Consider the following 26,555-nt stretch of genomic DNA (forward strand, 5'->3'; position numbering starts at 1 on the left):
TCTAATTTGAAGTACTGCGTATTATAAAAACAACTACTTACTCCCTTTGTAAAAAAGCGTCTTCAATGTACCTAAATACTCATAAAACTCATCCCAATATGGATCCATGTTCGTGTTTACTAAGTTTTGGTGTTTAAGTTGCCTAATTAAATCATTTTGGTAACCTTCAAGCGACCATTGAATTAGTTTGTATGCCTTTTCCGTATCCACATCTTTACGAAACAGAGTAGTATCAATATTTTCATACATAATCTTCTCTCGCATTTGCATAATTCCCTCATATCTATGCTTTAGAGAATCTGGTACCTCTATATCCTCCTGAATAAAAATACTTCCTAGAAAATTAAGCACATTCGGGTGTTTTTGAGAGTATTCCATCTTGACTTCAGCTATCTGTTTTAAACGTTCAATAAAATCCGTTTCCTTAGTATCAATTTGTCCAAGAAACTCATTCACAATGATGTCTAGACTATAGCTAACCAAGTATAAGCAAAGCTCTTTTTTATTCTTAAAATAATAAAAGAGCATCCCTTTTCCAATTCCCGCTTCTTTTACAATTCGATTTGTTGAAGCCTTCTCATACCCATTTTCTGCAAATTCATGTAAAGCGGCATTAATAATGCGACTCTGCTTTTCTATATCAAGGTTATTAAATGTTTCGTTGATATCTAATCACCTCTTTCAATGGTTAGACCGATTTGGTCGATTTTAGCATAACACCATAGACCACCTTGGTCAATATATGTTTCTGCGTTTAGTTTTGAACTATTTTTACTATTATAGTTCATAATATACAAAGGTATGATGATTTGCAATATATTTTTGAACTATATTAATTGTTTTATTACAAAATTTTATATAAAATTTAAGTTGAGGTGAACGAGATGGATGGCTTTCAACGTAGAAAAGAAATGAAAAAAACAAATATATTAGAAGCTGCTTTGACTTTGTTTATGAAGTACGGAATACAAAAAGTAGCTGTATCGGAGATCGCAAAAGAGGCTAAGGTATCTCAAGTTACTATTTACAATTACTTTGAAAGTAAAGAAAAATTAATTCGTGAAGTGATCATGTATTATGTAGAAAAAGTTTGGTCGGAGACGGAAGAATTGCTGGATAGTGACATTGACTTTTCAGAGAAAATAAAGCAAATTATATTTCAAAGTTCAACAACTGCCAATGAAATCAATGAAGACTTCTATCAATACATTATGAGAGAATACGCTACCGGTAATAACTACATTGAAAAATTCTATGCAGAAAAGGCTCTTCCCCGCCTAGCAGATTTTTTCACCTTTGGAAAAGAGCAAGGCTATATTGATTCGTCCATTTCCAATGAAGCCATCATGTTCTATATTCAAATGTTTAATGACTATTTATCCAAAGAAGAGGTACAAAAACAAGCACTTCCTCTAAGCGAAGACTTATCTAAGCTATTATTTTATGGGATTGTAGGTAATAAAGACGCGTAATTAGTTCGAGCAATTACGCGTCTTTATGGAAGATTGCTTAGTGACAGCCTCCCAACAGAAAGGAACTATTTTAAATAAATTTGTAGTGAAACCTTGTGATTTGCGTACGACCAAACTGTGTTCTCTATTTTTAAGTTAGCGCTAAATTTTTCAATCCAAACCTGTTTCGAATGCAACAAAGCTGTCAGCTCAGCCATAGTTAGCAGTACTTCCTCGGTTTGTTCACTTTTTTGAAAAACAAAGACAACCCGAACTAAATCTGCATTATTCATCGCAACATTCATTTTATCCACTCCATTCTATTTGTTAACTAACCTTCATTACGCTAAGAGATAATCATTGGTTTCAATTTCCTAACTAGGGCTCCAAAAAATAAAGGTGCCATTCGCTAGAACGACACCTTGAAAACTTCTATTTTATTGTTTATCAATAGATACTTTTCCATTGATCGTCTCCAAATTAATTCTATTCTCCCCGTCTCCAATTACAGTGTGTTTTGTTTCATTGCCAAATACCTCTGATTTTCCATTTACTACGCTCACATCAATGGTAACATTACTTGGTTCTTCATCTGTGCGAATCATTATTTTCCCATTTACAGACTTCAAATCAATCATTCGATCTATCTGCTCCACATTAAGATGAATACTACCATTGGTTACGTCACCAGAGATTTCACCACTCACTTTGTTTATCGTCAATTTTCCATTTTCAGACGTTGCTCTAGTTGAAACTGTTTCCATGTTACTTAGGTTAATTGCTCCATTTGTACTTCCTACTTCTGCATGTTTTACTTGCATATCTCTCACATTCATTTTCCCATTGATCAGATCAATATTTAACGACTCGTACTGCTTAGCAGGAACATAAACTTTTATTGATGGACCTTTGAAACTGAAGTCAAAGCTAAACAGTTTAAATAATCGTTTTTCTTTTAATTCAATATAAAGCGTTCCATCATCTAGTTCCGTATGGAATGTATATTTGTTATTTCTTTTCTCAGATGCAGTCATCTCAACCTTAGCTGTAGAATCTTCTGTTGGGATGAATTCAACACTAGCATTATCTGAAACTACATGAAACCTTCGTACATCCTGTTGGTCGAATTCTTTTTCTTCCTTAATTTGCTCCGCCGCAAATACCGATTTAAATGTTAACAAACTACCCAAGCCCCCTATTACAATTAGAATGACAGCTACCCATATTAATAGTTTCTGCTTACGCATGTGCCATACCTCCTTTTACGAGCTTGGCATTGAATTTCAAATAACGAACAAGCCCATTACGGAACAATTTTGTACCGTGATACATACCAATCGTTACAAGTATTCCGAGACCTGCTATTAGAACTGAAAAGAACAGATCAAAAAAGATAAATGTTTCTGGTGCAACAATTATTTTTAATAATACGAGTATTGGAGTTGCGATAAATGTAACACCTACAACCCAACCTGCCAATACGATACTCACTAGCCCTATAAATGGTCCTAATACAATAACTACATTGAAAAATCCTAGCCCAATTACCGCCCATACAGCACGGAGGATATTTCCTGCAGTTGCTTTTCCCTCTACTTGCTCGATGCGGTAAGTTGTATACATTTCCTTGGCAATATGATTAGGAGAACCTAGCGACTTAGCTATCTGTTCTTCCGTTTTCCCTTCTTCCAATCCAAGTGTGAAATGCTCCTCGAAATCCCGTAATATTTCACTTCTTTCCTCTTGGGGAAATTTTTCTAAAGCAATTGATAAATCTTTCATAAATTGTTCCTTTGTCACATCAAACACCTTCCTCTATCAATTGATTTACCCCATCCGTAAAAGCCTGCCAATCTTGGAGTAAGTCGTTTAAATACGTTCGTCCTTCATCGGTTAACTTATAGTACTTACGTGATGGCCCTTCCGTTGATTCCTTTAAGTACGTTGAAAAATATCCGTCTTTATTTAAACGGCGTAACAGTGGATAGACAGAACCTTCGGAAATAGCAATTCGATCCGAAATTTTTCTAACTAATTCATATCCATAATGATCTTGTTTAGCCAATAAGACGAGGACACATAGTTCTAAAACACCTTTTTTAAATTGCACATTCATTGTTGATAATCACCTCACGAAAAGGATAAGGTACTATACATTATATAGTACTGATTTACTTTTAGTACCTTCAGATATAAGATATCATACAGTACTGTTTATTGCAAGGTACTATAAATAAAAAAACACCGATGGATAATCGGTGTCTATCGCTCCTTTCGAAAAAATTTCATTTTATTGCGAAAGGACAGAAACATATAAAGGTATAATACCACCACAATACTAACAATGGACAAAGAAACATATTGCATAACATAACCTTCCCAAGTTGCAACGATTCCGATTTGAGAGATAATAAGTAAGATAAATAAAGACATGTAATAAGTTATCATTCGATTATAAGCGTCCTTAATAGACTCCTCATCAGAATATAATTTCTTAACACCAGTACAATCCTTTTCTGTACGAAAATAATGAAACAAATTTAATGCGTTGTCCACATGCTTCCACCCTGCATCTCGATAAAATTGAAAATAATCATCATCTGCTTTAGGACGAAAATCAGTTTGAAATATATAGGATATATTCGAATTCTCTTCAAAAAAATACATTCCAAATCGGTACCTAGTAAAATGCAACCCCTTCTGTGACATCTCCGTTAGCCACTGTTCTTCTTTCTCAATACTTGAAGCAAGAAATAATTTAAATTTTTTCACCGTCATCCTTACATTCCCCCAGTTCATTGATAATTTGTTGCGCATTTTCAACTAATGATGTTAATCGCCTATATTCAAGCTGTAGAACACACTTTCCAAGGCTTGTTAACGTGTAATATTTGCGTCGATCGGTACCTTCTTTATGAACCTTCTTAATAATTAGTTGCTTTTCCAGCTTACCTAACGCGCCATATAACGTTCCTGCCCCCATCGATACTTCACCTTTACTAACCATTTCAACATCCTGCATAATTCCATAACCATGTCGAACTTCCCGTAAAGATAACAAAATATAATACGTTGCTTGTGAAAGCGGTATGTAATCTTCTGGTTGTTTGGACATCTATTCACCACCTTTGTATCACCTATCGATATATCGTATGTCGATATAGTACCATATACTTTATTAAATGACAACATAAAGTTTTTACTCCAATGAACACATTTGGTTATACTAACTGGCAAAGTCTCTTTTTCAGCGCAAAATACATAGAATGATAAAAGTATAATTTGTCGAGAAAGATCAATTGATGATACATTTATTTTTCTTTATACTTAATTCAATGAAAGGAGTTAAGCAAAATGGGACAAATGAAACTTGAAACAAAAGTTTTTTCGATATTAAAAGATAAAATACAATCCATACAGACTACTGAAGGTGCAATATATTTGGTAGGGCCAATCAAACTTCCAGTTAATCTATATGGAGAAACGATAGAATTCAAATGGTACTGCTGGATGAATGGCGAGGAAGTTACGGATGATTATCAACAAATAATTGATAATTTATCTTCTCAAAACCTGGCAGAATACCAACAATCCAGTGTGCTTGTTTATGGAGATTTTGAGAATAGTGAGGATGCTTTAATACGCATGCATTCCATCTGTCATACAGGAGATATTTTTGGTAGCAAGCGCTGTGATTGTGGATACCAATTAAAAGAATCAATGAAAAAGGTAAAAGAACATGGTTCAGGTGCCATTTTTTATTTAGCAAACCATGAAGGTAGAGGAATTGGATTATTCTCTAAAGCAATGGCTTACCTATTACAAGAAAATGGCTATGATACAGTTGAAGCAAATGAAAATCTTGGTTTCGTAAACGACTCCAGAAATTATGATGATGCCATTAACGTACTTCAACGATTACGTTCAAAACCAGTTACACTGATTACAAATAATCCACTTAAATTAGAAGCGCTAAAAAGTGCTGGGCTTCATGTCTCAGGTCGTGTCCCACTATGGGGAGATTTCTCTGAGTACAATGAGAAATACTTACAAACTAAAATCACAAAGTCAGGTCACCTAAAAGAAGAAAGGACCTGCTCGAATGACTAACCATGAATTTTATATGGATCTTGCTATTCAAAATGCCCAAGCGATGAAAGGGCAAACAGAACCTAATCCTTTGGTAGGCTCTGTAATTGTTAATGATAATCGCATTGTTGGCATCGGCACCCATTTAAAGGCCGGGGAACCACACGCAGAGATCCATGCATTACGAATGGCTGGTGAACAGGCCAAAGGCGCAACAATCTATGTTACTCTAGAACCTTGCTCTCACCACGGTAGAACCGGTCCTTGTGCTGAAGCAATCGTAAAATCCGGCATAAAGAAAGTTGTGATTGCAACATTGGACCCGAATCCAGTTGTCGCAGGGAATGGAATAAAGATATTACAGAATGCAGGAATTGAAGTTACCGTTGGGATTTGTGAAGATAAAGCTATTCGAATGAATGAAGTTTTTAATACGTTTATCGTACAAAAGAAACCATTCGTCACACTAAAAGCTGGTACAACACTAGACGGAAAGGTAGCAACAAGAACATTTGACAGCAAATGGATTACCTCCGAAGAGTCCCGATTAGACGTGCATAAGCTTAGAAGTGAGAATATGGCAATACTAGTGGGAATAAACACCGTTTTAAAAGATGATCCTGCATTAACATCGCGAATTCCAAATGGGCGCAACCCAATACGTGTCGTTATGGATTCTTCGTTAAAAACACCTTTAGATGCACAGCTCATAAACGATAATAAAGCAGAAACATGGATATTCACTAGTCAAAATATCGATTATGATAAAAAGAGAACCCTAGAAAATGCTGGTGCCTCTGTATTTGTAACGGATAGCCAGTCTTCTGTCGATCCAAAAGAGGTTCTTCACATTTTAGCTGAGAAACAGATTTCTTCTGTATTTATTGAAGGTGGCGGAAACATCCACGCCTCCTTTTTAGAGCAAAAGCTAGTAGATAAAGTCGTATTATATTTTGCTCCTAAATTAGTCGGAGGAAAGGATGCCCCTACTTTTCTGGAAGGGACAGGATTTGAGCAGATGAAGGATGCCATCAATTTACGAGATACTAGTATCGAAAAAATTGGTGAAGACTTTAAATTTATTGGGTATCCGACGTATTAGCATAATGTTTATTGATTGCGCTCATTCTTTTGTTTGCCAGATGATATATAACGGAAAAAGTCATCATTACTTATCGCTTATAATACAAATAATACGCTGATAATCTATGAAAATTAGCACAATCATAACTACAACCTTATTAAAGTAGAGGGATATTATGAAATTTGGTTTTGATATTGATGATACATTAATCAATTTACGGGAACACGCGTTCAATTTGTATAAAACCAAACTTGGTAAAGAATTGTCACACGAGGACTTTTTGGCAATTGATCGCGTGGAAATCCACGAACCATTCGGCCTTTCGGATGACGAAGGGAAAGAAATGTGGAATCGTTCACTAGAGGAAATTTATTTCACTGATTGCCCCGCTTTTCCAGGAGCTATCGAAACCTTAAACAACCTGGAAAAACAAGGACATGAGATCTTCTATATCACCGCAAGGCCTAAAGAACACGGAGAAAGGACAAAACAATGGATGCGAGACCAAGGCTTCCCTATCCATGAAGACCGTTTCTATTACGGTATGAAAGATGATGAAAAAATCCATATTATTAAAGACCTAGATTTAGACTATTATGTGGATGATAAGCCCGGTGTACTCGAGACACTTTTGGATACCTCCGTGAAATTATTTATAAAAGACCAGTCGTATAACCGTAAAATAGAAATACCAAGAATAACTAATTGGTTAGACTTCCAGAGACTCATCTAAAAAAGGCGTCCATATAAATAGGACGCCTTTTTTAGACGAGAGAATTCGGGATCTCACTTGATTATTCGATATACCCCAAATAACACTCTGTCTAAAAGGAGCTCCCAACCGAAATCCAGAGATCTACCACGAAATCTACTGCACCTCATATTTGTTTTCATCTACTTCACCGATAAAAGGAGAAGGTTCTCCCTCCACAATCAAAATTAGTTCATGCATTGCACGAGTACAGGCCGTATAAAAAAGTGTCCGGTCGGATTCTGCACGATAAAATTGATCGGAAGCATTTGGAATGATTACCCCGTCAAATTCAATCCCCTTGGCTAAGTAAGTAGGGAGAACTAATATCCCCTTTTGAAAGGAATATGTCTCTTCATCAATCATCGTAACCGAAATGTTTTCCTTTATTGCATTATATATTTCCTCAGTTTCTTTCAATGTTTTACAAATAATCGCTATTGTTTCGTTCCCTTTTTCTTGAGTTTTTTCAACCTGATGTACAAGCATTGAAGTTATCTCCGAATGGTCTGCCTGCACAACCTTAGGCAAACTACCTTCTCGTTCAAACGGTTCAATAAGCTCTTCTCCTGGTGCAAAGTCTGACGTAAATTCGACGATTTGTTTCGTAGACCGGTAGCTTTTCGTTAATGTGATCCGTTCATAATTTCGTACCTCTTTCTGAGGAACTAAAGGATTTTCTTTGGTTACCTGTGTATAAATTGCCTGATTAATATCCCCTAATAACGTCATTCGAGTGTAAGGAAAAATATGCTTTAGGAACGCATATTGAAATGCAGAATAGTCCTGTGCTTCGTCAATAAAAAGATGTCTTACGGAACGATCAGAATTATCTCCTAGAATACGTCCCCGAAAATACACATAAGGTGTTGCATCTTCCCAAGTGAGATATCTCTTTGACAAACTTTCTGCAGTTAGATTAGAGATTAGCTTCCAATTTGCAGGAACACTTCCAACTGGATGCCAATCCGTATACATTTTATAGAATGTTGCCAAGACATTTACAAATTTATATTGCTTGACTTGCTTTTTAATACGTGCAAAAAACCGTTTCACAATCTCCTTTCGAAGGATGTCTTCCTCCATCGTTATATCCTCATCTTGATCTTGGTCCTGATAATACGCTTGAAGGTAATCTTCTTTATCTAATAACTCAACTTGCTCCATAACCCAATCTTTTTCTTTTTCTTCCTCTTGATGAATACGTAATTCCTTTAACAACCACTTTGAAACATGTTCCATTTTATTTGGAATAGAAATAGCTGGATCAAGTGAATAGAAGTATTTCGATATCGCTTCCTTCGAAATAAGAATTCGATCTTGAAACGTGATATTCTTAAACCGAATCCCTTCATCTTCTAGTTCTACAATATAGTTATCCAGCACTTGCATAAAATCTACACTCGATTTATAATCCATACTCTCCATCCGAGCCGAATAGTTAGCATCCGCTTTTCCTGTTAATACATATTCCATTTGTTCAAACGGAGATTCAATCGTAATTTTTTCACTAATCGCGTCCCGTAAATAATTTAAGAATGTAGTTTGCCTGACATTCGCTTCCCCTAATTCTGGAAGGACGTTGGATATATAACTTGAGAACAGTGGATTCGGTGAAAACATTACAACATTTTCTGGATTTAATTCCTCCCGATACCTGTACATCAAATAAGCAATCCGCTGTAAAGCAGCTGATGTTTTCCCGCTACCAGCAACACCTTGAACGATTAATAAATTGCTACGTTCATTTCGAATAATTTTATTTTGTTCTTTCTGTATTGTCGCAACAATACTTTTCATTGTCGAACTGGCATTATTTCCAAGTGCTTGCTGTAATAGTTCATCACCTATTGTAATCCCAGTATCAAACATCCCTTTAATAAGTCCTTGTCGAATAATAAACTGTCTTTTTAGAGAGATTTCTCCAGTCACAGTTTCTTCGGCCGTTTCATATGCTGCCTTTCCAGGTGAATAATCATAATACAGACTAGAAATAGGTGCACGCCAATCATATACTAAGAAATTTTCTTCATCCCGATCCATTAAAGAAGAAATACCTATGTATAATTGTTCGGCATCCTGTTCCCCACTTTCTATAAAATCAATTCGGCCAAAATAGGGAGAGTCTTTTAAACGTTTCAATGTTTTCAACTGTTCATCTATCTTTCCATGACTTTGCTCTCGCTCGGTCAATAATTCCGCTTGTTGCTTAATACTTGCTTGCGTTTCAATTACGTCATCTGGTTCGTCTAAGTTCACAGTGACATCTTCCCAAAAGGTTTTTCGCAAATGAATAACATCTTCCTTTAACCCTTTGGATTTGGAATATAGATCTTCTGCTTTTTGGTTGATTTCTTCAATAACATAATTTACTCGCTTTTGTTCATCCTCGCGATCACGATTAGTTGCCACTTCACTCATTCCATCAACCCCATTTCACTTTTTGTTTGACTTTTTGTAAGTAAGTATGATATAATTATATTGGATAGTTATACATTATTTTCGTATAACTCCAGTAACTTATATAGTTTATCATGTTTCTTTATGTATAACAACCCACTAAGCTTGTATAATATCTAGCCTAGTGGGTTATTATTTTGATAGTATATATCTTTCGTACTTTTTTTATGAGTGAAATACAAAACGCCCTTCTCATTACTAGTGGTTCTATAATCTTCATACACTTCATAATGTGAATTATCAATCAGTAGGACCTCCTATTTTACGCTGATTGTAGTACGACGACACTTTCTCACACTTCATCACATTGATAATAAGCTAGCAAGCGGGATTTCCCGTTACACGAGAAAACGTAACCATCCTACCAAACAAGTACCTATACTACTAAATATAACCCTAGATTGCTATAATAATAACACTGAATAAAAAGGGAAGTGTATGAATTGAAGCATCAGGCAAATCTTGTATTAGAAGGCGGTGGAATGCGAGGAGCCTATACTGCTGGTGTACTTGATTTCTTCCATGATAAAGAAATTAAATTTCCACTTATTTCCACTACTTCTTCTGCAGCAATAATCGGAAGTTCCTATGTCTCTAATCAACGAGGGAGAAATTACAAGATTTTAGAACAAATCAGCAGTAATAAACATTCCATTTCGTTTTCGCGAATGATTCGGCATAAAGAATTATTTAATATGGAGTTTATCTTCCAAAAACTTTCAGGGGAATTAATACCATTAAACTTTGAAGATTTTCTTGCTTCTCCTTCGAAACTTGTTGTTGGTACAACAGATCTAGACACTGGAAAACCAAATTACCATGAAACCTTTATGTCTAAATCAGATCTTTTAACTATTATTCGTGCTTCTTGTTCGTTACCTATACTTGCCCCTAGTATCACGTATAACCAAACAAAACTAATGGACGGAGGAATAGCAGATAATATTCCTATCAAGCCTTCTATAGAAAGCGGAAACACAAAACATGTCGTCGTTTTGACTCGGAATAAAGGTTATATCAAAAAAGCCACTAAACTCAATTGGTTATTCAAACGCGTATATCGTAATCATCCGGAATTTTTAAAATTACTAAGCAATCGCCATGAACTTTACAACGAAACGATGCAACAAATTCTCGACATGGAAAAACGTGGAGAGGTATTTATTATACAGCCCAAGAAGCCACTAAAAGGAAGTAGAATAGAAAGAAACCGCGAGAAGCTCCGGTTGCTGTATAACCAAGGGTACGAAGAAGCAGAAAATAGCTTTTTAGATTTAAAACATTTTCTACATGAGACAGAAGTACCAAGAAATCCAATAGAACAAGTTTCTGGCAACAAAACTATTAAAACAGTTTAAAACATAGAAAACCTCACGAGTTACGTGAGGTTTTTATCATTTATTGTTTATTTTCTACGCTCTTACTGTTTTCAATGCTCCGCTCCAAGCGATTACTTGATCAAGCATCTCATTTGCATTATTTTCATGGTAATCCGCTGGTTTGAATTCACTAAAGTTTTCAAAATCAGACATTAATGAGAATGTAACAGCTGTACGAACATCTGCAACTTGTAATTCACCTAGGATTAAACGTAGGTTCTCATGTGCACGAGTACCCCCTAAACTTCCATAACCAACAAATCCTGCCGCTTTATTATTAACTTCTGCATTAAGATAATCAGTAGCATTTTTGAATGCTCCACCTACAGCATGGTTGTATTCTGGAACGACGAAAATATAACCATCAAAAGAAGCCATCTTTTCAGACCAGCCTTTTATAGCAGCTTCCGCTTCTTCTTTTTGAGATTCAGGTACTTCTGCACCTAACATTGGTAAGTTATAGTTAGCTAGATCTACGATTTCATATACTACATCATCATTTCGGTTTGTAGCAAAATCATAAATCCAATTCGAAACAGCCTCCCCATTTCTTCCTTGACGTACACTTCCTAGTACAATTCCTATTTTTAACATACTATAATTCCTCCTCAGTGTGATCATTAAATTTGGTGGAAAATAGAATTTTCCATAGAAGAATAAACCTTTTGTATTGCTCAATATACTGAAGTCAATTATCTCGAAATAGAGATATTGGAATAAAAAATTTTAGAGTTCTTTCGCATAGTGACCTAATTTTTTTAGATGTGTAATAACGAATTCCTTCTCTTCCATCGTTAGTCCGCCCATAATTTCACGCATTGCTTCCATATGTTTTGGAAAAACTTCATTCATTAATGCGTTACCTTTTTTTGTAATCGTGGCATAAGTAACGCGACGGTCATTCGGACATGCCCTTCTTTCAAGGTATTGCTTTTCTACCAATTTATCGACAACATATGTGATACTACTACTAGCAAGTAACACTTTTTGTCCAATTTTTTGTATCGGTTGATCCCCTTTATGAAATAACAACTCTAAAACAGAGAACTCTGTTAAGTTTAGCCCATGACTTTTAATATCTTGAATAACCTGTTTCTCTACTGACTGCAATGCACGTGTTAAAACAACAAATAATTTTACCGACAACTCACCATCGGTTACTTTATCCAATGAACTCATTAGGACCAACCTTCCCCCCATATTCGTTGACTTACATGCTTTTGAGCTCCACAAATAGTTTATCTCGAATTCGAGATAAATTAAGTATAAGCTTGCATGGACAAACGTGTCCAATATATTGCTTAGAACGATTTCTTCAAACAACAAATAATTTACATCTTCCAATACCTTTATTTCTATTATGGATAGATCACTTCTAAAGTTGAATTCCGAGTAAACAAGTAAGCTTTAATTCTTTTATTTCAATGTCTTTTAGTATATTCTATAAAGGAATTCAAAATTTCCGTATGGGGGGTAACATCATGACAATGAAAAAAACATTGACCCTAGCAGGTTCCGACTCGAGCGGTGGTGCAGGTATACAAGCAGACTTAAAAACTTTTCAAGAACATAGCGTTTATGGCATGACAGCATTAACATCAATTGTAACGATGGACCCAAAAAATGGTTGGAATCATAACGTAGACCCAATTGATGTAAGCATCGTGGAAAAACAATTAAATACAATCTTATCTGTTGGTATTGATGCAATGAAAACTGGCATGCTTGGTTCAGTAGATATAATACAGCTTGGTGCAAAAAAAATTGATGAATATAAGCTAGAAAAGTATGTGTTAGATCCAGTGATGGTCTGTAAGGGTGAAGATGAAGTGTTACAACCCGAAAACACTGACGCCATGAGAGAATATTTACTACCTCGTGCAACCATCACTACACCAAATCTTTTTGAAGCTGGTCAGTTAGCTAAAACTGGTCCGATCAAGTCAATTGATGGAATGAAAGAAGCTGCTGAAAAAATCATTGAACTTGGAGCAAAAAATGTTGTCATAAAAGGTGGCAAGGCATTAGAACACGAGAATGCCATTGACTTGTTTTATGATGGTAGTGAATTTGTTCTATTGGAAAAAGAAAAAGTAGATACAACCTATAACCACGGTGCAGGGTGTACGTTTGCAGCTGCAATCACTGCAAATCTAGCGCATGGTAAGTCCGTCCAAGATTCCGTGAAGTTAGCAAAAGAGTTTGTCACTGCGGCCATCACTCATGGCTGGAAGCTTAATGAATATGTTGGACCAGTTATGCATGGTGCGTACAATCAAAAAACTCAATAAATTTAATGAATGGAGAGCAATTTTTATATTTGTTCTCCATATTTTCCCTCTAATAAAACCCCTACTCCATTCCCATTAATTAGTTCTGAAACATCATTAATTCACCTTTCGTCTAATATAATAAAGTGGATATACCAATAAGTGGGTTTTCTTCATTCCCCACTTATAGTTGGAAGAGCGAATCAGACATTTGGCCTTCAGTTGATCCGCACTTTACCTCCTGATTTTAACTCGCAGGTTGAATGGAGGTCTTCTGATGCACAGGACGTTGCGTTACGTCGGCTTGCCAGTCATATGCGGGTTAAATACATAATTGTTTAGGAGATTTTCAATGAAAAAGTATGTAATTATTGGCCTCCCAATTTGTTTTCTTATTATTTTAGGAATTTACTATTTGGGGACTCCATCTCAACCATATTTCGCAACAAATAACCCGAAATCATTTCATACCATTCATTTCAAGGATACAAAGCCTCAATGGTTTCAAGCAGAAGTGAAGAATATCTTTCAAGAAGCAACAAAAGGCAGATTAAATAATGTCCCATTTGTAGTCGGAAAAACAGAAATCAATCAAGTAATCGATCAATGGGGAAAATCTACCTATACTACTACGGTAGATAATTTCATTTATGATGATTATACAAAACAAAATATAACGGTTGGATATACGGATACGGTTATAAGAGATATCCGTTCTTACGAGGAAGAATTGAATCAAATTCATCTTAAAGATATATTAAACTATAAAGGCGAGCCAGATGAAACGCATTATTATAAGGATGAAAAATATGACCAAGTCATTCTCGAATACCATATAGATGCATTCTATAATTTAAAATGGATATTACCAAAACCAACAGATAAAGATCCCAACCCTACGGTTCATCATATATCATTAGTTTCTAATAATCATTTAGATAGTGTGAAACAGATTGATTCAATGACTCTAGAAGAAAAGATTGGTCAGATGATCATTTCGGGAATATACGGAACAAAGATGACAGCAAACACCCAAAGTCTGATCCGAGACTACCAAGTAGGTGGAGTCATCTTTTATCCTGAAAATATAACAGATGTGGACCAAACAATGAAACTTATAAATGAAATTAAAGAAGAAAACGCTGAAAATAAAATCCCTCTCTTTTTAAGCGTAGATCAAGAGGGAGGAAGGGTAACAAGGCTTCCTGGTAACTTAGAAGAATTACCTACCAATCAAGCAATAGGCGATATAAATGATCCGGAGCTTTCCTATAAAATTGGTCAAATTTTAGGTGAACAATTATCCGCTTTTGGATTGAACCTTAACTTTGCACCAGTGCTTGACATTGATAGCAATCCAGATAATCCCGTTATCAATAATCGTTCATTTGGAGATAATCCTACTGTTGTTAAAGAACTAGGTATACAAACGATGAAAGGAATCCGATCAAAGAATGTCATTTCGGTGGTCAAACATTTCCCAGGACATGGTGACACATCCGTAGATTCCCACCTAGAATTGCCAACGGTAAATAAAAGCATCCAAGAGCTTTACAGCTTGGAATTGAAACCCTTTATCCATGCCATCAAAGAAGGTGCAGATGCTGTTATGATTGCTCATATACTATTGCCAGAGCTGGATTCACTGCACCCAGCTACATTATCTCACAACATTATCACAGACCTTTTACGAAACGACTTGAATTTTGATGGACTTATTGTTACTGATGATATGACAATGGATGCAATAGAAAACAATTATGAGCTAGGAGAAGCTGCTGTTCAATCAATAAAAGCAGGAAGTGATATGATACTAGTTGCTCACGAGTATCATAATGTAACGGAAACCATCAAATCAGTGAAGCAAGCTGTTCAAACAGGAGAAATAACGGAAGAAAGAATTGATGAAAGTGTTTCGAGGATTTTGGCATTAAAAGAAAGTTATAAAATTAATGATAACCCGAAAGACAGCATCGACATTAAAAGCCTGAACGAATTAATCAAAAAAACACTCCCCTAAATTGCATAAAAAACAGGAGGTGCCAGGCACCTCCTGTTTTAACGTATTTGGTAGATGTTAAATCTTTCCGAAGGGTCATCCTCATAAAAGTTAGGTAATACAATTTCATTGATCTGTTCAAAGTTTGTTTTATGTTCTAAGAAATGGATATATTCTTCGGATGGATAGTAAAGAATTACATCAATTTCGCGATTATTTTCTTCAAATGAATTCCAGATATTATGAATTACTCGCATAAATATCTCTATCGAAAACGGATTAAAAAAGTAAAACCGATTATCATTCGGGTCGATAGTGTAACTTTCGGCTAAACAACATTGGAAATCAATTTTGTCCAACTCTTTTTTGTTTTTTCTTCCATATTGTTCAAGGTTCTCTAATGCTTGTCGATAAAATTTTTCGTTCATATCAATTCCAAGAACCCTTGCGTGATAAAAATAATGGACATAAAAGTTCAGTCTACCTTTACCACAACCAAAATCCACCACGCGATCATATGAATGAAGCTCATAATGACGAAATAAAACCTCTAGTGCATGATATGGCGTTGGTTCATATGGGTGATAGTGATCCACACGATTAGCAGAACCTTTTCCATTTGTACGGATATTCAATAATTTATCATAATAGTATTCTTTCATTCGAAGCTCCCATGTAGCAGATTATTTTTTACAAATCGCGATTCCAAGTGGGTAATTTTTTTCTTCTGCACTATCACTTGGTTCGATCACAACACCTTTTTGATAAAAAAAGGATTTATTTTCATACTTATCAAATAACGCTTTGAACTCCTCAACCGTTAATTGATGTACATGGAATTCTTGCCCACTAGGTTTTCCTCTTCCTTCCCCAAACGGTGTTGATAAGATTAAAGTCCCTCCTGGCTTTAACAACTGATAGACATTACCCATAAACCGCTCTTCCTCTTGAATATGTTCAATCGTTTCAAAGCTCATGATACAGTCAAACGTTCCTAGCTTCTCTGGAAGAAGTGGGTCAATCACATCACCTACCACAAATTTAGATAGAGGGTGAAAATACTGCCCCTTTGCATAGTGAATCGCATCTTGATCATAATCTATTCCTACAATTTCATCTATTTTTTTCTTGCACATCTTCGCAATAATATGCGCCCCATAACCGGCGCCTGTGGCGAAATCCAACACCCTTCCATGTACATATTCTGTCGCAAAATGATACCTCGCAATGTGCTCCATTAATAATCCGTTTAATATTTTCATTCTCTCTGGAATAACTCGCTCTCCCGTATCTCTTAACATCTTCTCTACACCGCTTCCTTAATTAAGAAATTAAGTTAGACTACCTTGCTAATTAAGCTTTTGCCGACTTTTTCGTAAGCAGATAAATGCAAATAGCTTCCCAATTGTAAACCACCATGCATGTTGTCCAAATATCAATAGATCGTCCTACAAACATCATAATCCACCACGATTAAAGTTGCACGGAATAGACACCATATACCATCAACTAGTACCAAAAAAAACTCCTATCGTATGCAAAAGCAATAAGCCAACTTAGTAAAGCTTTTGAAATAAAAATATATATCATAATACATCCCTATAAATTATTGCATGTTATTAAGAGTAAACTTTTGTGGAATTTGGAGATCGTACCGACGAAATACATATGATAATAAATAAAAAGCACCTCATACAAGAGATGCCTGTTAGCTATTGTTTCCCATTATCTTTTTTATTTTTTCGTTTCAGTCGATTTCCACTCGTATATTCATATCCAAATTCTAATTCCCCTGTTTTATTCTTATAATCTCCAGTTTGCGTTCGATACTGATCTTTTCCTTTATAAGGCATTGTCCATTCCTCCTTACCCCTATTTTCTGTAGAAAGCAGAATGAATAATTAGGTATTTTATTCCAATATTGGTGCAAGCTATTAATGGAATAAAATTTCAGAACACGAGGAGTGAAGATTTTGTTACAGTTAGAAACAAATATTGAAGGGAAGACAGCGCATTTTGCCGATATGATGAATATCGCCAAGCATAATGGCTTTGGTCTATGTGGAAGCTGGGAGTACGATGGTGGTTTCTTCGATTCAATTATATGGAGAGAAGGGGGGGAAACCATTTATGTAAGGGTTCCATTTCACGTCATTAAAGGAGAACTTGATCGACCAAATGCCTTGCTTCAATTTAAAAAACCATTTGTTATTAAACATGTTGTACATATTGGGTTAGATCAAGGGGAAAACTCCTTATTAGCTGCAACTGGGATCAATCAATTCCAAGAACCACTTGATAAAGATGGACAAATTCACAATAAAACTAAATGGGAAGAAGTAGGACAAATGGCTGTTAACCAACTGGCAGCACATGTACCTGCAAATCAATCTATTTCCTAAATGAATACCTAAAAATACCTTCAAAGAAATTCGAAATGGAGGTATTTTTTTCGTTAAGTTCCTAATAATTAATAACAGATGATCATAAAGGATGTTTTGCTATGTTTTCTTTTCGTGGTGATGCACATAAGATTTATCTACGTGTGAAAGAATCACCTAGTAAGATTAGAAACATTGGTTTTATTAAAGAAACTGAGGAAATTAAGAGTTTTTACGAAACCCAAGATAGTACTACATTAAAACTAATTTATTACCGAATGATAAAAGAAAAAAACGGTTCGGGGATTATCCCAATCTTTGCAACCGCAATACCTTGGCTTCTATTTTTATTTTCTAGTCATTTACAAGACTTTTTGTTCAAAGAAGGCAGCATTAACTGGATCATATTTAGTTTTATTTATCTAACTCTATTGACCTTCAGTTTAATCCTCCACTTTCGCGAACAAGCCTGGGCAAATTTCCATATCCAAATTATTCAAGATATTTTAGAAGAGCGAGATTCATCCTATTCCAAACAAAAAGGAAGTATAGAACAACAATCGAAGTAAAGAAAACCGAGGAGTGATTGCACCCCTCGGTAATAGTTATGCTACATCATAACCTTGATCTTCTACTGCTTCTTTCAGCTGATCTAAGTTTACTTTTGAATCATCATACGTAACTTGTACTTTTCCAGTGCCTAAATCAACTTCCACACCGGACACTCCTTCTAACTCGTTAAGTGCACCTTCTACTGACATTTTGCAGTGGCCACAAGTCATACCTGTTACATCTAAAGTAGTTTGCATGCTATATTTCCCCTTTCTAGATTCTATATTTGTACTTACTACTTGGGGGAATTGACACCCCCAAGAAGTTTTCCTATATTTTAACTCGCTTCAAACGAAGGGAGTTAGAAACAACACTTACAGAACTAAATGCCATTGCTGCACCTGCAACCCAAGGTGCTAACAATCCGATTGCCGCAATAGGAATTCCAGCACTATTGTACGCGAAAGCCCAAAATAAATTTTGACGAATGTTTTTAATTGTTGCTTTACTTAGCTTAATAGCTTTAGGTATTAATAACAATTCGCCACCCAGTATCGTAACATCTGCTGCTTCGATGGCAACCTCTGTACCAGTACCAATCGCGATTCCAATATCTGCAATAGCTAACGCTGGGGCATCATTGATTCCATCTCCAACCATAGCAACATTTTTCCCTTGCAATTGGATTTCTTTTACTTTATTAGCTTTTTCTTCTGGTAAAACTTGTGCGATGACATGATCTATTCCAACTTGTTTCGCAATTGCTTGTGCCGTGCGTTCATTATCTCCAGTTAGCATAATAACTTCTAGTCCTAGAGCTTTTAGTTGATCAATTGCTTCTACAGCAGTTTCTTTAATTGTATCAGCAACAGCAACAATCCCACTGAATTCATCATTAACCGCAATTAACATCGCTGTTTTACCATTTGACTCGTAATTCTTTAGGTCATCTTCAACATGTCTTACATCAATATTATGGTCATTCATTAATTTTCTAGTACCAACAAGTACCTTTTCTCCAGCAATTGATGCTTCGATCCCATGACCAGGTATTGCAGAAAAGTCATCTGCTTCCACTAATTCTATATTTTTCTCTGTTGCATGTGCAACGATAGCTTCTGCTAACGGGTGCTCGGAGCCTTTCTCCGCACTTGCTAACAGCTTTAAAATTTGTTCATCACCAGTAAAATCAGTAACTTCTGGTTTTCCCTTTGTAATGGTTCCTGTTTTGTCCAAAATCACTGCATCTAATTGATGCGTTCGCTCCAAATGCTCGCCACCCTTAAATAATATCCCGTTTTCGGCAGCTTTTCCTGTACCAACCATAATAGAGGTTGGCGTCGCTAATCCTAATGCACATGGACAAGCAATAACGAGGACTGCGATCGCAGCAATTAGAGCTGGCTCAACATTTCCTGGTGTAACAAATACAATCCAAATGATAAATGTTAGAAAGGCTATCCCAACAACAATAGGGACAAAATAGCCTGAAATAACATCTGCTAACCGTTGAATAGGAGCTTTGGAACCTTGAGCATCCTCCACAACTTTGATAATTGATGCTAGTGCTGTATCTTTCCCTACCTTCGTTGCTTCCATTTCAATTGTTCCATTTTTATTTAACGTGGAGCCAATAAGGGTTGACTCTTTATCTTTTTCGATAGGAATTGACTCACCAGTAATCATAGACTCATCAACCGATGTTCTACCTTTGATAATAATACCATCTACAGGTATCTTCTCTCCCGGCTTCACGATAATATGCTCCCCAACCGTTACTTCTTCGATTGGAATCATAACCTCTTCATCATTTCGTAATACGCGCGCCTGCTTTGCTTGCAAATTGAGCAATTTAGAAATAGCTACGGTTGTTTTACTTTTGGCACTTGTTTCTAAATATTTCCCAAATAATATTAAGGTTATGATAATAGCACTCGTTTCAAAATACAGATGTGGCATATATTGAGGATCACCAATTGTCTTCAATCCTTCATATAAGCTGTAGAAATATGCGGCACTTGTCCCCAAGGCAACTAACACATCCATATTTGCTCCACCATTTCGTAAGTTCTTATATGCACCTACATAAAACTGCCAACCAATAATAAATTGAACTGGTGTGGAGAGTGCTAATTGAAACCATGGATTCATGAATAGATGTGGAAGCTCTACCCCAAACAAATGAACTAGCATTGTCACAAGCAGTGGCGTAGATAATAGTGCAGATGCAACAAGTTTAACTTTCATTTGCTTTAAATGTTTTTCTTTTTCGGTTTGTTTTTCTTGTTCTTCCACTTTACGTTTTGCATCATACCCAAGCTTTTGGATTCTACCAATAAGGTCTAATTCTTCAATCAGCCCTGGATTGTACTCAATTGATGCACTTTCTGTCGCTAAATTCACATTAGCTTGTTTTACACCTTCTTGTTTATTCAATACTTTTTCAATTCGATTAGAGCACGCCGCACAGGTCATCCCATATACATCAAACTCAACTTTCTCCGTTTGTACGCCATAACCCAATTTTTGTATTTTTGCTGTAATATCCTCAATAGATGCTGTAGATGGATCATAATCCACACTTGCCTTCTCCGTTGTTAAATTAACTTGGGCTTCTACACCATCCATCTTATTCAACACTTTTTCAACACGATTGGAACATGCAGCACAGGTCATTCCAGTGACCCCAACTGTAACGTGTTTTTCCTCGCTCATTGCAATCCCTCCTCTTATTTGGAGAACTGTTTCATTACTTCCATTAACTCCTCAATCGTTTCGTTTCCTTCGCCAGATTTAATTGCATCACTTACACAATGTTTAATATGACGCTCCGTTACTGAAAACCCTACCTTTTTCAAAGCAGCATTAATAGCACTTAATTGAACCAATATATCAACACAGTACCGGTCTTCTTCAACCATTTTTTGTATGCCACGCACTTGGCCTTCAATTCGCTTTAGACGATTAATAACCGCTTGCTTTTCATCTTTTGACCGAGGTGTTGTTGGGTGATCGTGGAGAAAATTATCCAACTTCATCACTTCCTTTATTTTATATAAAATACTATACCCCCCTAATGTATATATGTCAATAAAAAAAAACCTATTTTATCTAAATAGGCATTTTTTCATTCAGTTACCGGAAATTGGTCAACAGATTTACAATATTCTTTCGATAATAAATCCCTACACAACCTACTGACAAAAGGATAACAAGGACTATTTCTGCCAGATAATGTTGAAAAAAACTCACCTTTTGTCTTTCCATGTCATCTGTACTAGCAGCACTGGTTGCTACAGACTTATCATCATTTTCAACCATCTCTAATTGAAAGCTTTTTATTACTTGGTCTGTCCCTTCATCTGTTGCTTCCAAAATACCGTCTTCCTCTATCTGCTCATTAACTTCATTGTCAACTTTATGTGTATAGTATAGGTCATCAGGTACTTTATATACGTCTTCTCCAACGTTATAGTGTGTACCAGCAGAAATAAAAGCTGTTTGATAATTATCAAATGCATAGTCTAATAGATTAATTGTGTCTGTATAAGCGTCTTCTTGGAGCTGCGCGTTTAGGGTAACGACAATAACACTCAAATACTCTCTCTTTGCAGTAGTTGCTAACGTAAACCCAGATTGTCTGACATAACCCGTTTTTCCACCAGTAATACCGTCATAAGGTATTTCTCCCATTAACTTATGGTGATTATGAATAGTCGTTTCCCAGGATTCCCCAATCCACTCCATTTCCTCCATTTGATTGATGTCTTTAAACAGCTTATTTTTCATGGCATATTTTGTAATTTCAGCTATATCTTTTGCTGTTGTAACATGCTTGGAATCAAATAAGCCATGTGGATTCTCAAAGTTTGTATGATCGACCCCCACTGTCTCTTTTAAGTATTTATTTAAATCCGATGCAAAGTTTTCTACACTTCCACTTAAATGCTCAGCAATCGCTACCCCAGCATCATTTCCTGAATTTATCATTAATCCTTGTATTAATTTCTTAAGTGGAACCTGTTCCCCTTCTTCAAGATAAACGCGAGAACCTTCTGTATTTCGGGCGTTTTCACTAACTGTAACTAACTCCTCTAAATCTCCATTTTCAATAGCATAGATTGCAGTAGCAATTTTGGTCAAACTAGCCGGATACATTTCTTGCTTACTATTTTTTTCAAAGAGTATATCTCCCGACTTTTCATCTATCACAATTGCAGATTCACTCGCTAAATCTGGTTGAGTGGTATTCTTATGGCTATATACATTAATTGGAATTAATACATTGATGAAGCAGATTATAAGTATTAATAGAACTATATTCTTCAAAATTATCACCCACTAAATTAATTGTCTCATTTTGTTATATTTTGATAGGCATGTCCTTTTCATTTTAATACGTATTTATAGATAATATAGAAAAGTTACAGAAATGATAATGATTTTTAATATTATGTAATAACACCATTTTCAAAAATTGGCTTGAATAATTATTCTTCATGTAAGCATATAGTATGGTAATTGGACAAGTTGGAAAGGAGATAACCTAGTGGGATCCGCATTATTTTTCATAATTTTTACAACCGCTATACTCTCTATCATGATTACTTTTTTTACTTTTTACTTTAAATCCAAAATCACAAGTATGGTTGGTATGGTCACCTCAATGGCTATGGGAATGAGCGCCGGATTAACATTTGGTGTAGTAATTGGAATATTGTTGCAGGAAAACTTCTTCATGGCAACCGTTTTTAGCATTGCCATCGGAATTTCCGTCGGGTTTATCGTTGGATTACCAATCAATATTATAGCTGTTCTCGATGGAATGTTGTCTGGTATTATGGGAGGAATGATGGGAGCAATGCTTGGCGTGATGACCGAAGTAGTTTACTATGACGCTATCATTAAGATCATGTTTTTTCTTTTTTTAACAACGACAGTCCTGTTAATATACCTTTTTCAAAAGGAAGTACTAAAATCCGCTTCTGCATTATACACAAACCCTTTATTTCCTATTATTTTGTATTCTTTCGTTTTTCTGTTACTCCAGCAACTAGAACCTATTAGCTTTAATTCGGACCTTCACCATAAGCATTAACATCGTATTGGATCATTTCCGTTTCAGATGCATTTTCGCTTAATACACTCCATAACGTTCATAAAATTGCCTCCACCTCTCCATAAAAAATGCATATTTCATCGCTATCATTATCAGTGAAGAAAGTATTTAGATTATGGGAGGTTTTTAGAATGAAAAAAATCTTATTTGCAACAATCTTATTCAGCTTAATATTTGCTCTTGCTGCTTGTGGCGGGGAGGAAGCAGATCAATCTAGTAATAATGCTACGGGAGATAATGCAGACGTTACCCAATTAGATATTTCCGCAACGAACTTTGACCTTGGTCAAGAGGAATACACCGTAAATGCTGGTGAAGAAGTAAAAATTACACTAACAAACGAAGAAGGTATGCATGGAATTTCCATTGATGAGTTCGATGTTCATATAGAAGGAGAAGGAGAAGCAACATTCACACCTGATGAACCAGGTGAATACACAATCTACTGCAATATCCCTTGTGGAAATGGACATGGAGAAATGCAAACTACCCTAGTTGTACAGTAATAGAGCACAGTTATTAAAGCGCCTTAACATTTGTTGAGGTGCTTAGACTTACGATAGAACATCTTATTCATGCCTACATAAAATATTGGGTAAGAACCTTTTAGAAGGGAATGGTATTTCAATATGGCTTCATTACCTGCAATGGATCATGCTCTTATGGTCGAACATCTATCTGTTCATGAAGGAGTGATTACCAAACTAATAAAATACCAAGACATTGTAAAAGATATGGAGTTACGTAGGATAATTACATTACAAATTGATGTAATGCGTTCACACATTTGGATTATGCTAGCTTTTATAAATCCAGATTATCATGATCATTTTGAGTTGCCCCCTCTACCTAGCACCAAATTATCTGTCAGTAATACAAATGAGAAAAATTATGAGAATGACAAGTGGATAGTAATGGAAGCACATAACACAGCTGCAAACATGGCGAGTGAAAACTTTCATTCTGCACTGAAGATGAAGCAAGAAAATGTTCAGAAAGCACACAAAGAAATGGCATTACAGCAATTAGATATAAAAAACAAATATAATCACTTTATTGAAAGGAAGGGTTGGGATTACCGTTCGAATATCTCTACGCAAGAGCGGATAAAAACTTACCTCCACTTTCAAGATCTTCTTAACCTATAAAATAATACGTCTGTCAAATAGACAGACGTATTATTGTTATAACGAAACGTTATACAATTTTAAGTTCTTCCTTCATATTCTGAAAGCCGAATCGATCAACAAAACGATAAAACTTTTCTCTTTTTTTACCATTTTCTCGATAGATTTCTAGAATTTGATCAACTAAAAGATATAATTCACCTGGATCTAGGTTTGCTTTAACTAACTTAGCTGGTTGGGCTTCTCTCCCTTTAGATATACCACCAATATATAATTCATAGGTATCTTTATCTTTTATAACACCAATATCATTAATTAAAGGCTCACCACAACCTATGGGGCACCCTGTATAAGCAGGACGTAATGTAAATGGCACCTCTTGACCAGCAATACGTTTATTTAATTCCTTTGCAACTGGCATACCTTCTTCCTCTTCCCCTTTACAAAAGTTACAAGTACGTAAGTTTTTCACAAACTTTCCAACCTTATAGTAATGTAGACCCACTTCATCAAACTTTCGCTTCGCTTCCTCCAATTCCTCTTTAGGAATTTGAACAATTAATTGCTGTAAAGTAGTTAGTTCAATCTCTGTATCCCCATCTAAGTATTCACCCAGAGTCATTAGCTGCTTCGGTGTTAGCTTCGCACCAAAACCAATCCCACCATTGACAGCTAATTGTATATATTTATTCGTTTTTTTCACGTATACTTCTCCCTCTCAATAAAACTACTATAAACAATTATAGTATACCCTAGTACGGTATTCAACTCCATATTTGATTACTTTAAGAGATGGAAGCATTTACCCACTTATACCCCACTCCCCATACTGTTTGATAATAATCATCAATTGGAAATCCCGATTGGCGAACCTTTTCTCTAATATTACGAACATGCGAATCGATTGTTCTTCCTTCTGTATCGGAATCTAATCCCCAAATTAATTGAATCAACGTATCACGTGCAAATACTTGATTAGGGTGTCGCATTAAATAGCCAATCATCGTAAATTCCTTCGGTGTTAATTTAATTTGCTTATCTTTATAAGACATTTCATATCGGGCTTCATCCCATATTAGTCCATTTATTTCTAACCTATGTTTCCATGCTTTTTTTCTTAGCAAAGCTTCCATTCGAATTAATAATTCTTCTTTACAGAAGGGTTGAACAATAAAGTCGTCCACTTCACCTAGCAATCTGGTTGTTAGGTCATCTTGTGGTTTATGTTCGAATAAAGCTAAAACAGATGAACTAGTTGTTGTATTAATTTCCTGACATAGTCCCCAACCATAAACTTCCACAAACTTACAATCTACTATTATAACGTCAAAAAGCTCTTCCTTAATAGCTTTTAGTGCCGCTTTAAATCCTTCCACCTTTTTGCAAATATACTGATTGGATTGTAGATATGAAGAAATTTCATCTTGCATACGGTCTTCCAACACAACTAACAGGACTTTCTTCATCTAAAACACCTCATTTAAATGAAATAATCTGTAGAGGATGCACAATTAAAGTACTGAGTGCCAGGCACCTTCACCATTATTATACTGTTGGTTGGAATACTACTTCGTGACCTATATCACATATTCCTATGAAAAAATTTGGGACTAATGAATACAGTGTATGTTATTAAAGGTCAGCAGTCATTTCATAGTAGATGTATTATGCGACGTAAAAAATGTATTCAAAAATAAAGTTGATGGTGGAATACTTAATCCGCCAATGGGGGAAGTAGGATTCATCTAACCGTCATTGGGTCCAAATAGCGGAAACGATCCTCAGGCGATGACGAGGTGGATCCTCATACACCTAGTTTGGGCGGTATTTTTGTGATTTAGCGGAACCACGATCCTCATCAATAACGAAGTGGTTCCTTTATTCACCTATATT

Annotated in this window: 31 protein-coding genes and 1 pseudogene; 12 read left to right on the forward strand and 20 right to left on the reverse strand. The window is 35.7% G+C overall.

The window, feature by feature from the left end; translation table 11 throughout:
• Window positions 1-33 precede the first annotated feature (33 nt).
• Window positions 34-456, reverse strand: a complete 423-nt coding sequence (locus BMX40_RS06690) for a hypothetical protein (protein ID WP_244513400.1) — start codon at window positions 454-456, stop codon at window positions 34-36.
• Window positions 457-498: 42 nt separating this feature from the next.
• Window positions 499-666: pseudogene (locus tag BMX40_RS20760) on the reverse strand (TetR/AcrR family transcriptional regulator); the annotation flags it as partial.
• Window positions 667-884: 218 nt separating this feature from the next.
• Between BMX40_RS20760 and BMX40_RS06695 the strand changes: the two are divergent.
• Entirely contained in the window at window positions 885-1,472 is a 588-nt protein-coding gene (locus BMX40_RS06695) for a TetR/AcrR family transcriptional regulator (RefSeq protein ID WP_090868123.1), read from the forward strand.
• 65 nt (window positions 1,473-1,537) lie between these two features.
• On the opposite strand, the gene BMX40_RS06700 is transcribed toward BMX40_RS06695, so the two are convergent.
• From BMX40_RS06700 to BMX40_RS06725, 6 genes are all read right to left on the reverse strand, one after another.
• Window positions 1,538-1,756 (reverse strand): hypothetical protein, encoded by a 219-nt coding sequence (locus BMX40_RS06700; protein WP_090868124.1) that lies wholly within the window; start codon window positions 1,754-1,756, stop codon window positions 1,538-1,540.
• Window positions 1,757-1,888: 132 nt separating this feature from the next.
• Window positions 1,889-2,698, reverse strand: coding sequence for a DUF4097 family beta strand repeat-containing protein (locus BMX40_RS06705; RefSeq protein ID WP_090868126.1), 810 nt, complete (start codon window positions 2,696-2,698; stop codon window positions 1,889-1,891).
• Window positions 2,691-3,251 carry an HAAS signaling domain-containing protein gene (locus BMX40_RS06710; protein WP_090868128.1) on the reverse strand — a complete coding sequence of 187 codons (561 nt, stop codon included), beginning with the start codon at window positions 3,249-3,251 and terminating at the stop codon, window positions 2,691-2,693. The genes BMX40_RS06705 and BMX40_RS06710 overlap by 8 nt, the downstream gene beginning before the upstream one ends.
• 1 nt (window position 3,252) lies before the next feature.
• Entirely contained in the window at window positions 3,253-3,567 is a 315-nt protein-coding gene (locus BMX40_RS06715) for a PadR family transcriptional regulator (protein ID WP_090868130.1), read from the reverse strand.
• A 146-nt stretch (window positions 3,568-3,713) separates the two neighbouring features.
• Window positions 3,714-4,229, reverse strand: coding sequence for a DUF2812 domain-containing protein (locus BMX40_RS06720; protein ID WP_170840681.1), 516 nt, complete (start codon window positions 4,227-4,229; stop codon window positions 3,714-3,716).
• Complete coding sequence (locus tag BMX40_RS06725) at window positions 4,210-4,566, reverse strand: PadR family transcriptional regulator (protein ID WP_090868134.1); 357 nt, start codon at window positions 4,564-4,566, stop codon at window positions 4,210-4,212. The genes BMX40_RS06720 and BMX40_RS06725 overlap by 20 nt, the downstream gene beginning before the upstream one ends.
• Before the next feature lie 239 nt (window positions 4,567-4,805).
• Here BMX40_RS06725 and BMX40_RS06730 point away from each other — a divergent pair, with 239 nt between their 5' ends.
• The 3 genes from BMX40_RS06730 to BMX40_RS06740 all read left to right on the forward strand — a co-directional run bounded on the left by BMX40_RS06730 (window position 4,806) and on the right by BMX40_RS06740 (window position 7,357).
• Window positions 4,806-5,561: a GTP cyclohydrolase II gene (locus BMX40_RS06730; protein ID WP_090868136.1), complete on the forward strand. Its 756-nt coding sequence runs from the start codon at window positions 4,806-4,808 to the stop codon at window positions 5,559-5,561.
• A complete protein-coding gene (gene ribD / locus BMX40_RS06735; protein WP_090868138.1) occupies window positions 5,554-6,642 on the forward strand; it encodes a bifunctional diaminohydroxyphosphoribosylaminopyrimidine deaminase/5-amino-6-(5-phosphoribosylamino)uracil reductase RibD in 1,089 nt (362 codons plus the stop codon). The genes BMX40_RS06730 and ribD overlap by 8 nt, the downstream gene beginning before the upstream one ends.
• Window positions 6,643-6,799: 157 nt before the next feature.
• Window positions 6,800-7,357: a 5' nucleotidase, NT5C type gene (locus BMX40_RS06740; RefSeq protein WP_090868140.1), complete on the forward strand. Its 558-nt coding sequence runs from the start codon at window positions 6,800-6,802 to the stop codon at window positions 7,355-7,357.
• 135 nt (window positions 7,358-7,492) lie between these two features.
• On the opposite strand, the gene helD is transcribed toward BMX40_RS06740, so the two are convergent.
• Window positions 7,493-9,796 (reverse strand): RNA polymerase recycling motor HelD, encoded by a 2,304-nt coding sequence (helD, locus tag BMX40_RS06745; RefSeq protein ID WP_090868142.1) that lies wholly within the window; start codon window positions 9,794-9,796, stop codon window positions 7,493-7,495.
• A gap of 482 nt (window positions 9,797-10,278) precedes the next feature.
• Between helD and BMX40_RS06750 the strand changes: the two genes are divergently transcribed.
• Window positions 10,279-11,193, forward strand: a complete 915-nt coding sequence (locus BMX40_RS06750; RefSeq protein WP_090868144.1) for a patatin-like phospholipase family protein — start codon at window positions 10,279-10,281, stop codon at window positions 11,191-11,193.
• Between the two features lie 54 nt (window positions 11,194-11,247).
• On the opposite strand, the gene BMX40_RS06755 is transcribed toward BMX40_RS06750, so the two are convergent.
• Complete coding sequence (locus BMX40_RS06755) at window positions 11,248-11,808, reverse strand: NADPH-dependent FMN reductase (RefSeq protein ID WP_090868146.1); 561 nt, start codon at window positions 11,806-11,808, stop codon at window positions 11,248-11,250.
• A 132-nt stretch (window positions 11,809-11,940) separates the two neighbouring features.
• Window positions 11,941-12,393, reverse strand: coding sequence for a MarR family winged helix-turn-helix transcriptional regulator (locus BMX40_RS06760; protein WP_090868148.1), 453 nt, complete (start codon window positions 12,391-12,393; stop codon window positions 11,941-11,943).
• 302 nt (window positions 12,394-12,695) lie between these two features.
• Here BMX40_RS06760 and pdxK point away from each other — a divergent pair, with 302 nt between their 5' ends.
• Window positions 12,696-13,505: a pyridoxine/pyridoxal/pyridoxamine kinase gene (gene pdxK / locus BMX40_RS06765; protein ID WP_090868150.1), complete on the forward strand. Its 810-nt coding sequence runs from the start codon at window positions 12,696-12,698 to the stop codon at window positions 13,503-13,505.
• A 331-nt stretch (window positions 13,506-13,836) separates the two neighbouring features.
• Window positions 13,837-15,504, forward strand: coding sequence for a beta-N-acetylhexosaminidase (nagZ, locus tag BMX40_RS06770; protein ID WP_090868153.1), 1,668 nt, complete (start codon window positions 13,837-13,839; stop codon window positions 15,502-15,504).
• Between the two features lie 38 nt (window positions 15,505-15,542).
• Here the strand turns inward: nagZ and BMX40_RS06775 are convergent, their stop codons facing one another.
• The 3 genes from BMX40_RS06775 to BMX40_RS20135 form a co-directional block, all read right to left on the reverse strand.
• Window positions 15,543-16,145, reverse strand: a complete 603-nt coding sequence (locus BMX40_RS06775) for an SAM-dependent methyltransferase (protein ID WP_090868155.1) — start codon at window positions 16,143-16,145, stop codon at window positions 15,543-15,545.
• Between the two features lie 21 nt (window positions 16,146-16,166).
• Window positions 16,167-16,784, reverse strand: a complete 618-nt coding sequence (locus tag BMX40_RS06780) for a class I SAM-dependent methyltransferase (protein WP_090868157.1) — start codon at window positions 16,782-16,784, stop codon at window positions 16,167-16,169.
• Between the two features lie 411 nt (window positions 16,785-17,195).
• Window positions 17,196-17,336, reverse strand: coding sequence for a hypothetical protein (locus BMX40_RS20135; protein ID WP_170840682.1), 141 nt, complete (start codon window positions 17,334-17,336; stop codon window positions 17,196-17,198).
• Window positions 17,337-17,447: 111 nt separating this feature from the next.
• Here BMX40_RS20135 and BMX40_RS06785 point away from each other — a divergent pair, with 111 nt between their 5' ends.
• Both BMX40_RS06785 and BMX40_RS06790 read left to right on the forward strand, forming a co-directional pair.
• On the forward strand, window positions 17,448-17,885 hold the full coding sequence (locus tag BMX40_RS06785; protein ID WP_342028673.1) for a YugN family protein: 438 nt from the start codon (window positions 17,448-17,450) through the stop codon (window positions 17,883-17,885).
• 101 nt (window positions 17,886-17,986) lie between these two features.
• Window positions 17,987-18,433 (forward strand): hypothetical protein, encoded by a 447-nt coding sequence (locus tag BMX40_RS06790; protein WP_090868161.1) that lies wholly within the window; start codon window positions 17,987-17,989, stop codon window positions 18,431-18,433.
• Between the two features lie 36 nt (window positions 18,434-18,469).
• On the opposite strand, the gene copZ is transcribed toward BMX40_RS06790, so the two are convergent.
• The 4 genes from copZ to BMX40_RS06810 all read right to left on the reverse strand — a co-directional run bounded on the left by copZ (window position 18,470) and on the right by BMX40_RS06810 (window position 22,745).
• Window positions 18,470-18,673 carry a copper chaperone CopZ gene (gene copZ, locus BMX40_RS06795; RefSeq protein WP_090868163.1) on the reverse strand — a complete coding sequence of 68 codons (204 nt, stop codon included), beginning with the start codon at window positions 18,671-18,673 and terminating at the stop codon, window positions 18,470-18,472.
• A 73-nt stretch (window positions 18,674-18,746) separates the two neighbouring features.
• Entirely contained in the window at window positions 18,747-21,131 is a 2,385-nt protein-coding gene (locus tag BMX40_RS06800; RefSeq protein WP_090868166.1) for a heavy metal translocating P-type ATPase, read from the reverse strand.
• A gap of 14 nt (window positions 21,132-21,145) precedes the next feature.
• On the reverse strand, window positions 21,146-21,454 hold the full coding sequence (locus BMX40_RS06805; RefSeq protein WP_170840683.1) for a metal-sensing transcriptional repressor: 309 nt from the start codon (window positions 21,452-21,454) through the stop codon (window positions 21,146-21,148).
• Window positions 21,455-21,551: 97 nt separating this feature from the next.
• Window positions 21,552-22,745 carry a D-alanyl-D-alanine carboxypeptidase family protein gene (locus BMX40_RS06810; RefSeq protein WP_090868168.1) on the reverse strand — a complete coding sequence of 398 codons (1,194 nt, stop codon included), beginning with the start codon at window positions 22,743-22,745 and terminating at the stop codon, window positions 21,552-21,554.
• 220 nt (window positions 22,746-22,965) lie between these two features.
• Here BMX40_RS06810 and BMX40_RS06815 point away from each other — a divergent pair, with 220 nt between their 5' ends.
• The 3 genes from BMX40_RS06815 to BMX40_RS06825 all read left to right on the forward strand — a co-directional run bounded on the left by BMX40_RS06815 (window position 22,966) and on the right by BMX40_RS06825 (window position 24,683).
• Window positions 22,966-23,514, forward strand: coding sequence for a hypothetical protein (locus BMX40_RS06815; RefSeq protein ID WP_090868169.1), 549 nt, complete (start codon window positions 22,966-22,968; stop codon window positions 23,512-23,514).
• Window positions 23,515-23,666: 152 nt separating this feature from the next.
• Window positions 23,667-24,041, forward strand: coding sequence for a cupredoxin domain-containing protein (locus BMX40_RS06820; protein WP_090868171.1), 375 nt, complete (start codon window positions 23,667-23,669; stop codon window positions 24,039-24,041).
• Window positions 24,042-24,164: 123 nt separating this feature from the next.
• Window positions 24,165-24,683, forward strand: coding sequence for a hypothetical protein (locus BMX40_RS06825; RefSeq protein ID WP_090868173.1), 519 nt, complete (start codon window positions 24,165-24,167; stop codon window positions 24,681-24,683).
• Between the two features lie 49 nt (window positions 24,684-24,732).
• On the opposite strand, the gene BMX40_RS06830 is transcribed toward BMX40_RS06825, so the two are convergent.
• Both BMX40_RS06830 and BMX40_RS06835 read right to left on the reverse strand, forming a co-directional pair.
• Window positions 24,733-25,365 carry an NAD(P)/FAD-dependent oxidoreductase gene (locus BMX40_RS06830; protein ID WP_090868175.1) on the reverse strand — a complete coding sequence of 211 codons (633 nt, stop codon included), beginning with the start codon at window positions 25,363-25,365 and terminating at the stop codon, window positions 24,733-24,735.
• A gap of 82 nt (window positions 25,366-25,447) precedes the next feature.
• Window positions 25,448-26,128: a response regulator transcription factor gene (locus BMX40_RS06835; protein ID WP_090868176.1), complete on the reverse strand. Its 681-nt coding sequence runs from the start codon at window positions 26,126-26,128 to the stop codon at window positions 25,448-25,450.
• Between the last annotated feature and the right edge of the window lie 427 nt (window positions 26,129-26,555).

Source organism: Oceanobacillus limi, assembly GCF_900111445.1.
GTDB lineage: Bacteria > Bacillota > Bacilli > Bacillales > Amphibacillaceae > Ornithinibacillus > Ornithinibacillus limi.

What these genes read in the sequence shown, in the direction of transcription:
- BMX40_RS06740 (WP_090868140.1), top strand. Translation starts at nt 6,800, where the DNA reads ATGAAATTTGGTTTTGATATTGATGATACATTAATCAATTTACGGGAA.
- nagZ (WP_090868153.1), top strand. Translation starts at nt 13,837, where the DNA reads ATGAAAAAGTATGTAATTATTGGCCTCCCAATTTGTTTTCTTATTATT.
- BMX40_RS06695 (WP_090868123.1), top strand. Translation starts at nt 885, where the DNA reads ATGGATGGCTTTCAACGTAGAAAAGAAATGAAAAAAACAAATATATTA.
- copZ (WP_090868163.1), bottom strand. Translation starts at nt 18,673, where the DNA reads ATGCAAACTACTTTAGATGTAACAGGTATGACTTGTGGCCACTGCAAA.
- BMX40_RS06725 (WP_090868134.1), bottom strand. Translation starts at nt 4,566, where the DNA reads ATGTCCAAACAACCAGAAGATTACATACCGCTTTCACAAGCAACGTAT.
- BMX40_RS20135 (WP_170840682.1), bottom strand. Translation starts at nt 17,336, where the DNA reads ATGCCTTATAAAGGAAAAGATCAGTATCGAACGCAAACTGGAGATTAT.
- BMX40_RS06790 (WP_090868161.1), top strand. Translation starts at nt 17,987, where the DNA reads ATGTTTTCTTTTCGTGGTGATGCACATAAGATTTATCTACGTGTGAAA.
- BMX40_RS06800 (WP_090868166.1), bottom strand. Translation starts at nt 21,131, where the DNA reads ATGAGCGAGGAAAAACACGTTACAGTTGGGGTCACTGGAATGACCTGT.
- BMX40_RS06825 (WP_090868173.1), top strand. Translation starts at nt 24,165, where the DNA reads ATGGCTTCATTACCTGCAATGGATCATGCTCTTATGGTCGAACATCTA.
- BMX40_RS06775 (WP_090868155.1), bottom strand. Translation starts at nt 16,145, where the DNA reads ATGAAAGAATACTATTATGATAAATTATTGAATATCCGTACAAATGGA.
- BMX40_RS06700 (WP_090868124.1), bottom strand. Translation starts at nt 1,756, where the DNA reads ATGAATGTTGCGATGAATAATGCAGATTTAGTTCGGGTTGTCTTTGTT.
- BMX40_RS06760 (WP_090868148.1), bottom strand. Translation starts at nt 12,393, where the DNA reads ATGAGTTCATTGGATAAAGTAACCGATGGTGAGTTGTCGGTAAAATTA.
- ribD (WP_090868138.1), top strand. Translation starts at nt 5,554, where the DNA reads ATGACTAACCATGAATTTTATATGGATCTTGCTATTCAAAATGCCCAA.
- BMX40_RS06705 (WP_090868126.1), bottom strand. Translation starts at nt 2,698, where the DNA reads ATGCGTAAGCAGAAACTATTAATATGGGTAGCTGTCATTCTAATTGTA.
- BMX40_RS06820 (WP_090868171.1), top strand. Translation starts at nt 23,667, where the DNA reads ATGAAAAAAATCTTATTTGCAACAATCTTATTCAGCTTAATATTTGCT.
- BMX40_RS06730 (WP_090868136.1), top strand. Translation starts at nt 4,806, where the DNA reads ATGGGACAAATGAAACTTGAAACAAAAGTTTTTTCGATATTAAAAGAT.
- pdxK (WP_090868150.1), top strand. Translation starts at nt 12,696, where the DNA reads ATGACAATGAAAAAAACATTGACCCTAGCAGGTTCCGACTCGAGCGGT.
- BMX40_RS06780 (WP_090868157.1), bottom strand. Translation starts at nt 16,784, where the DNA reads ATGTTAAGAGATACGGGAGAGCGAGTTATTCCAGAGAGAATGAAAATA.
- BMX40_RS06835 (WP_090868176.1), bottom strand. Translation starts at nt 26,128, where the DNA reads ATGAAGAAAGTCCTGTTAGTTGTGTTGGAAGACCGTATGCAAGATGAA.
- BMX40_RS06805 (WP_170840683.1), bottom strand. Translation starts at nt 21,454, where the DNA reads ATGAAGTTGGATAATTTTCTCCACGATCACCCAACAACACCTCGGTCA.
- helD (WP_090868142.1), bottom strand. Translation starts at nt 9,796, where the DNA reads ATGAGTGAAGTGGCAACTAATCGTGATCGCGAGGATGAACAAAAGCGA.
- BMX40_RS06755 (WP_090868146.1), bottom strand. Translation starts at nt 11,808, where the DNA reads ATGTTAAAAATAGGAATTGTACTAGGAAGTGTACGTCAAGGAAGAAAT.
- BMX40_RS06720 (WP_170840681.1), bottom strand. Translation starts at nt 4,229, where the DNA reads ATGACGGTGAAAAAATTTAAATTATTTCTTGCTTCAAGTATTGAGAAA.
- BMX40_RS06715 (WP_090868130.1), bottom strand. Translation starts at nt 3,567, where the DNA reads ATGAATGTGCAATTTAAAAAAGGTGTTTTAGAACTATGTGTCCTCGTC.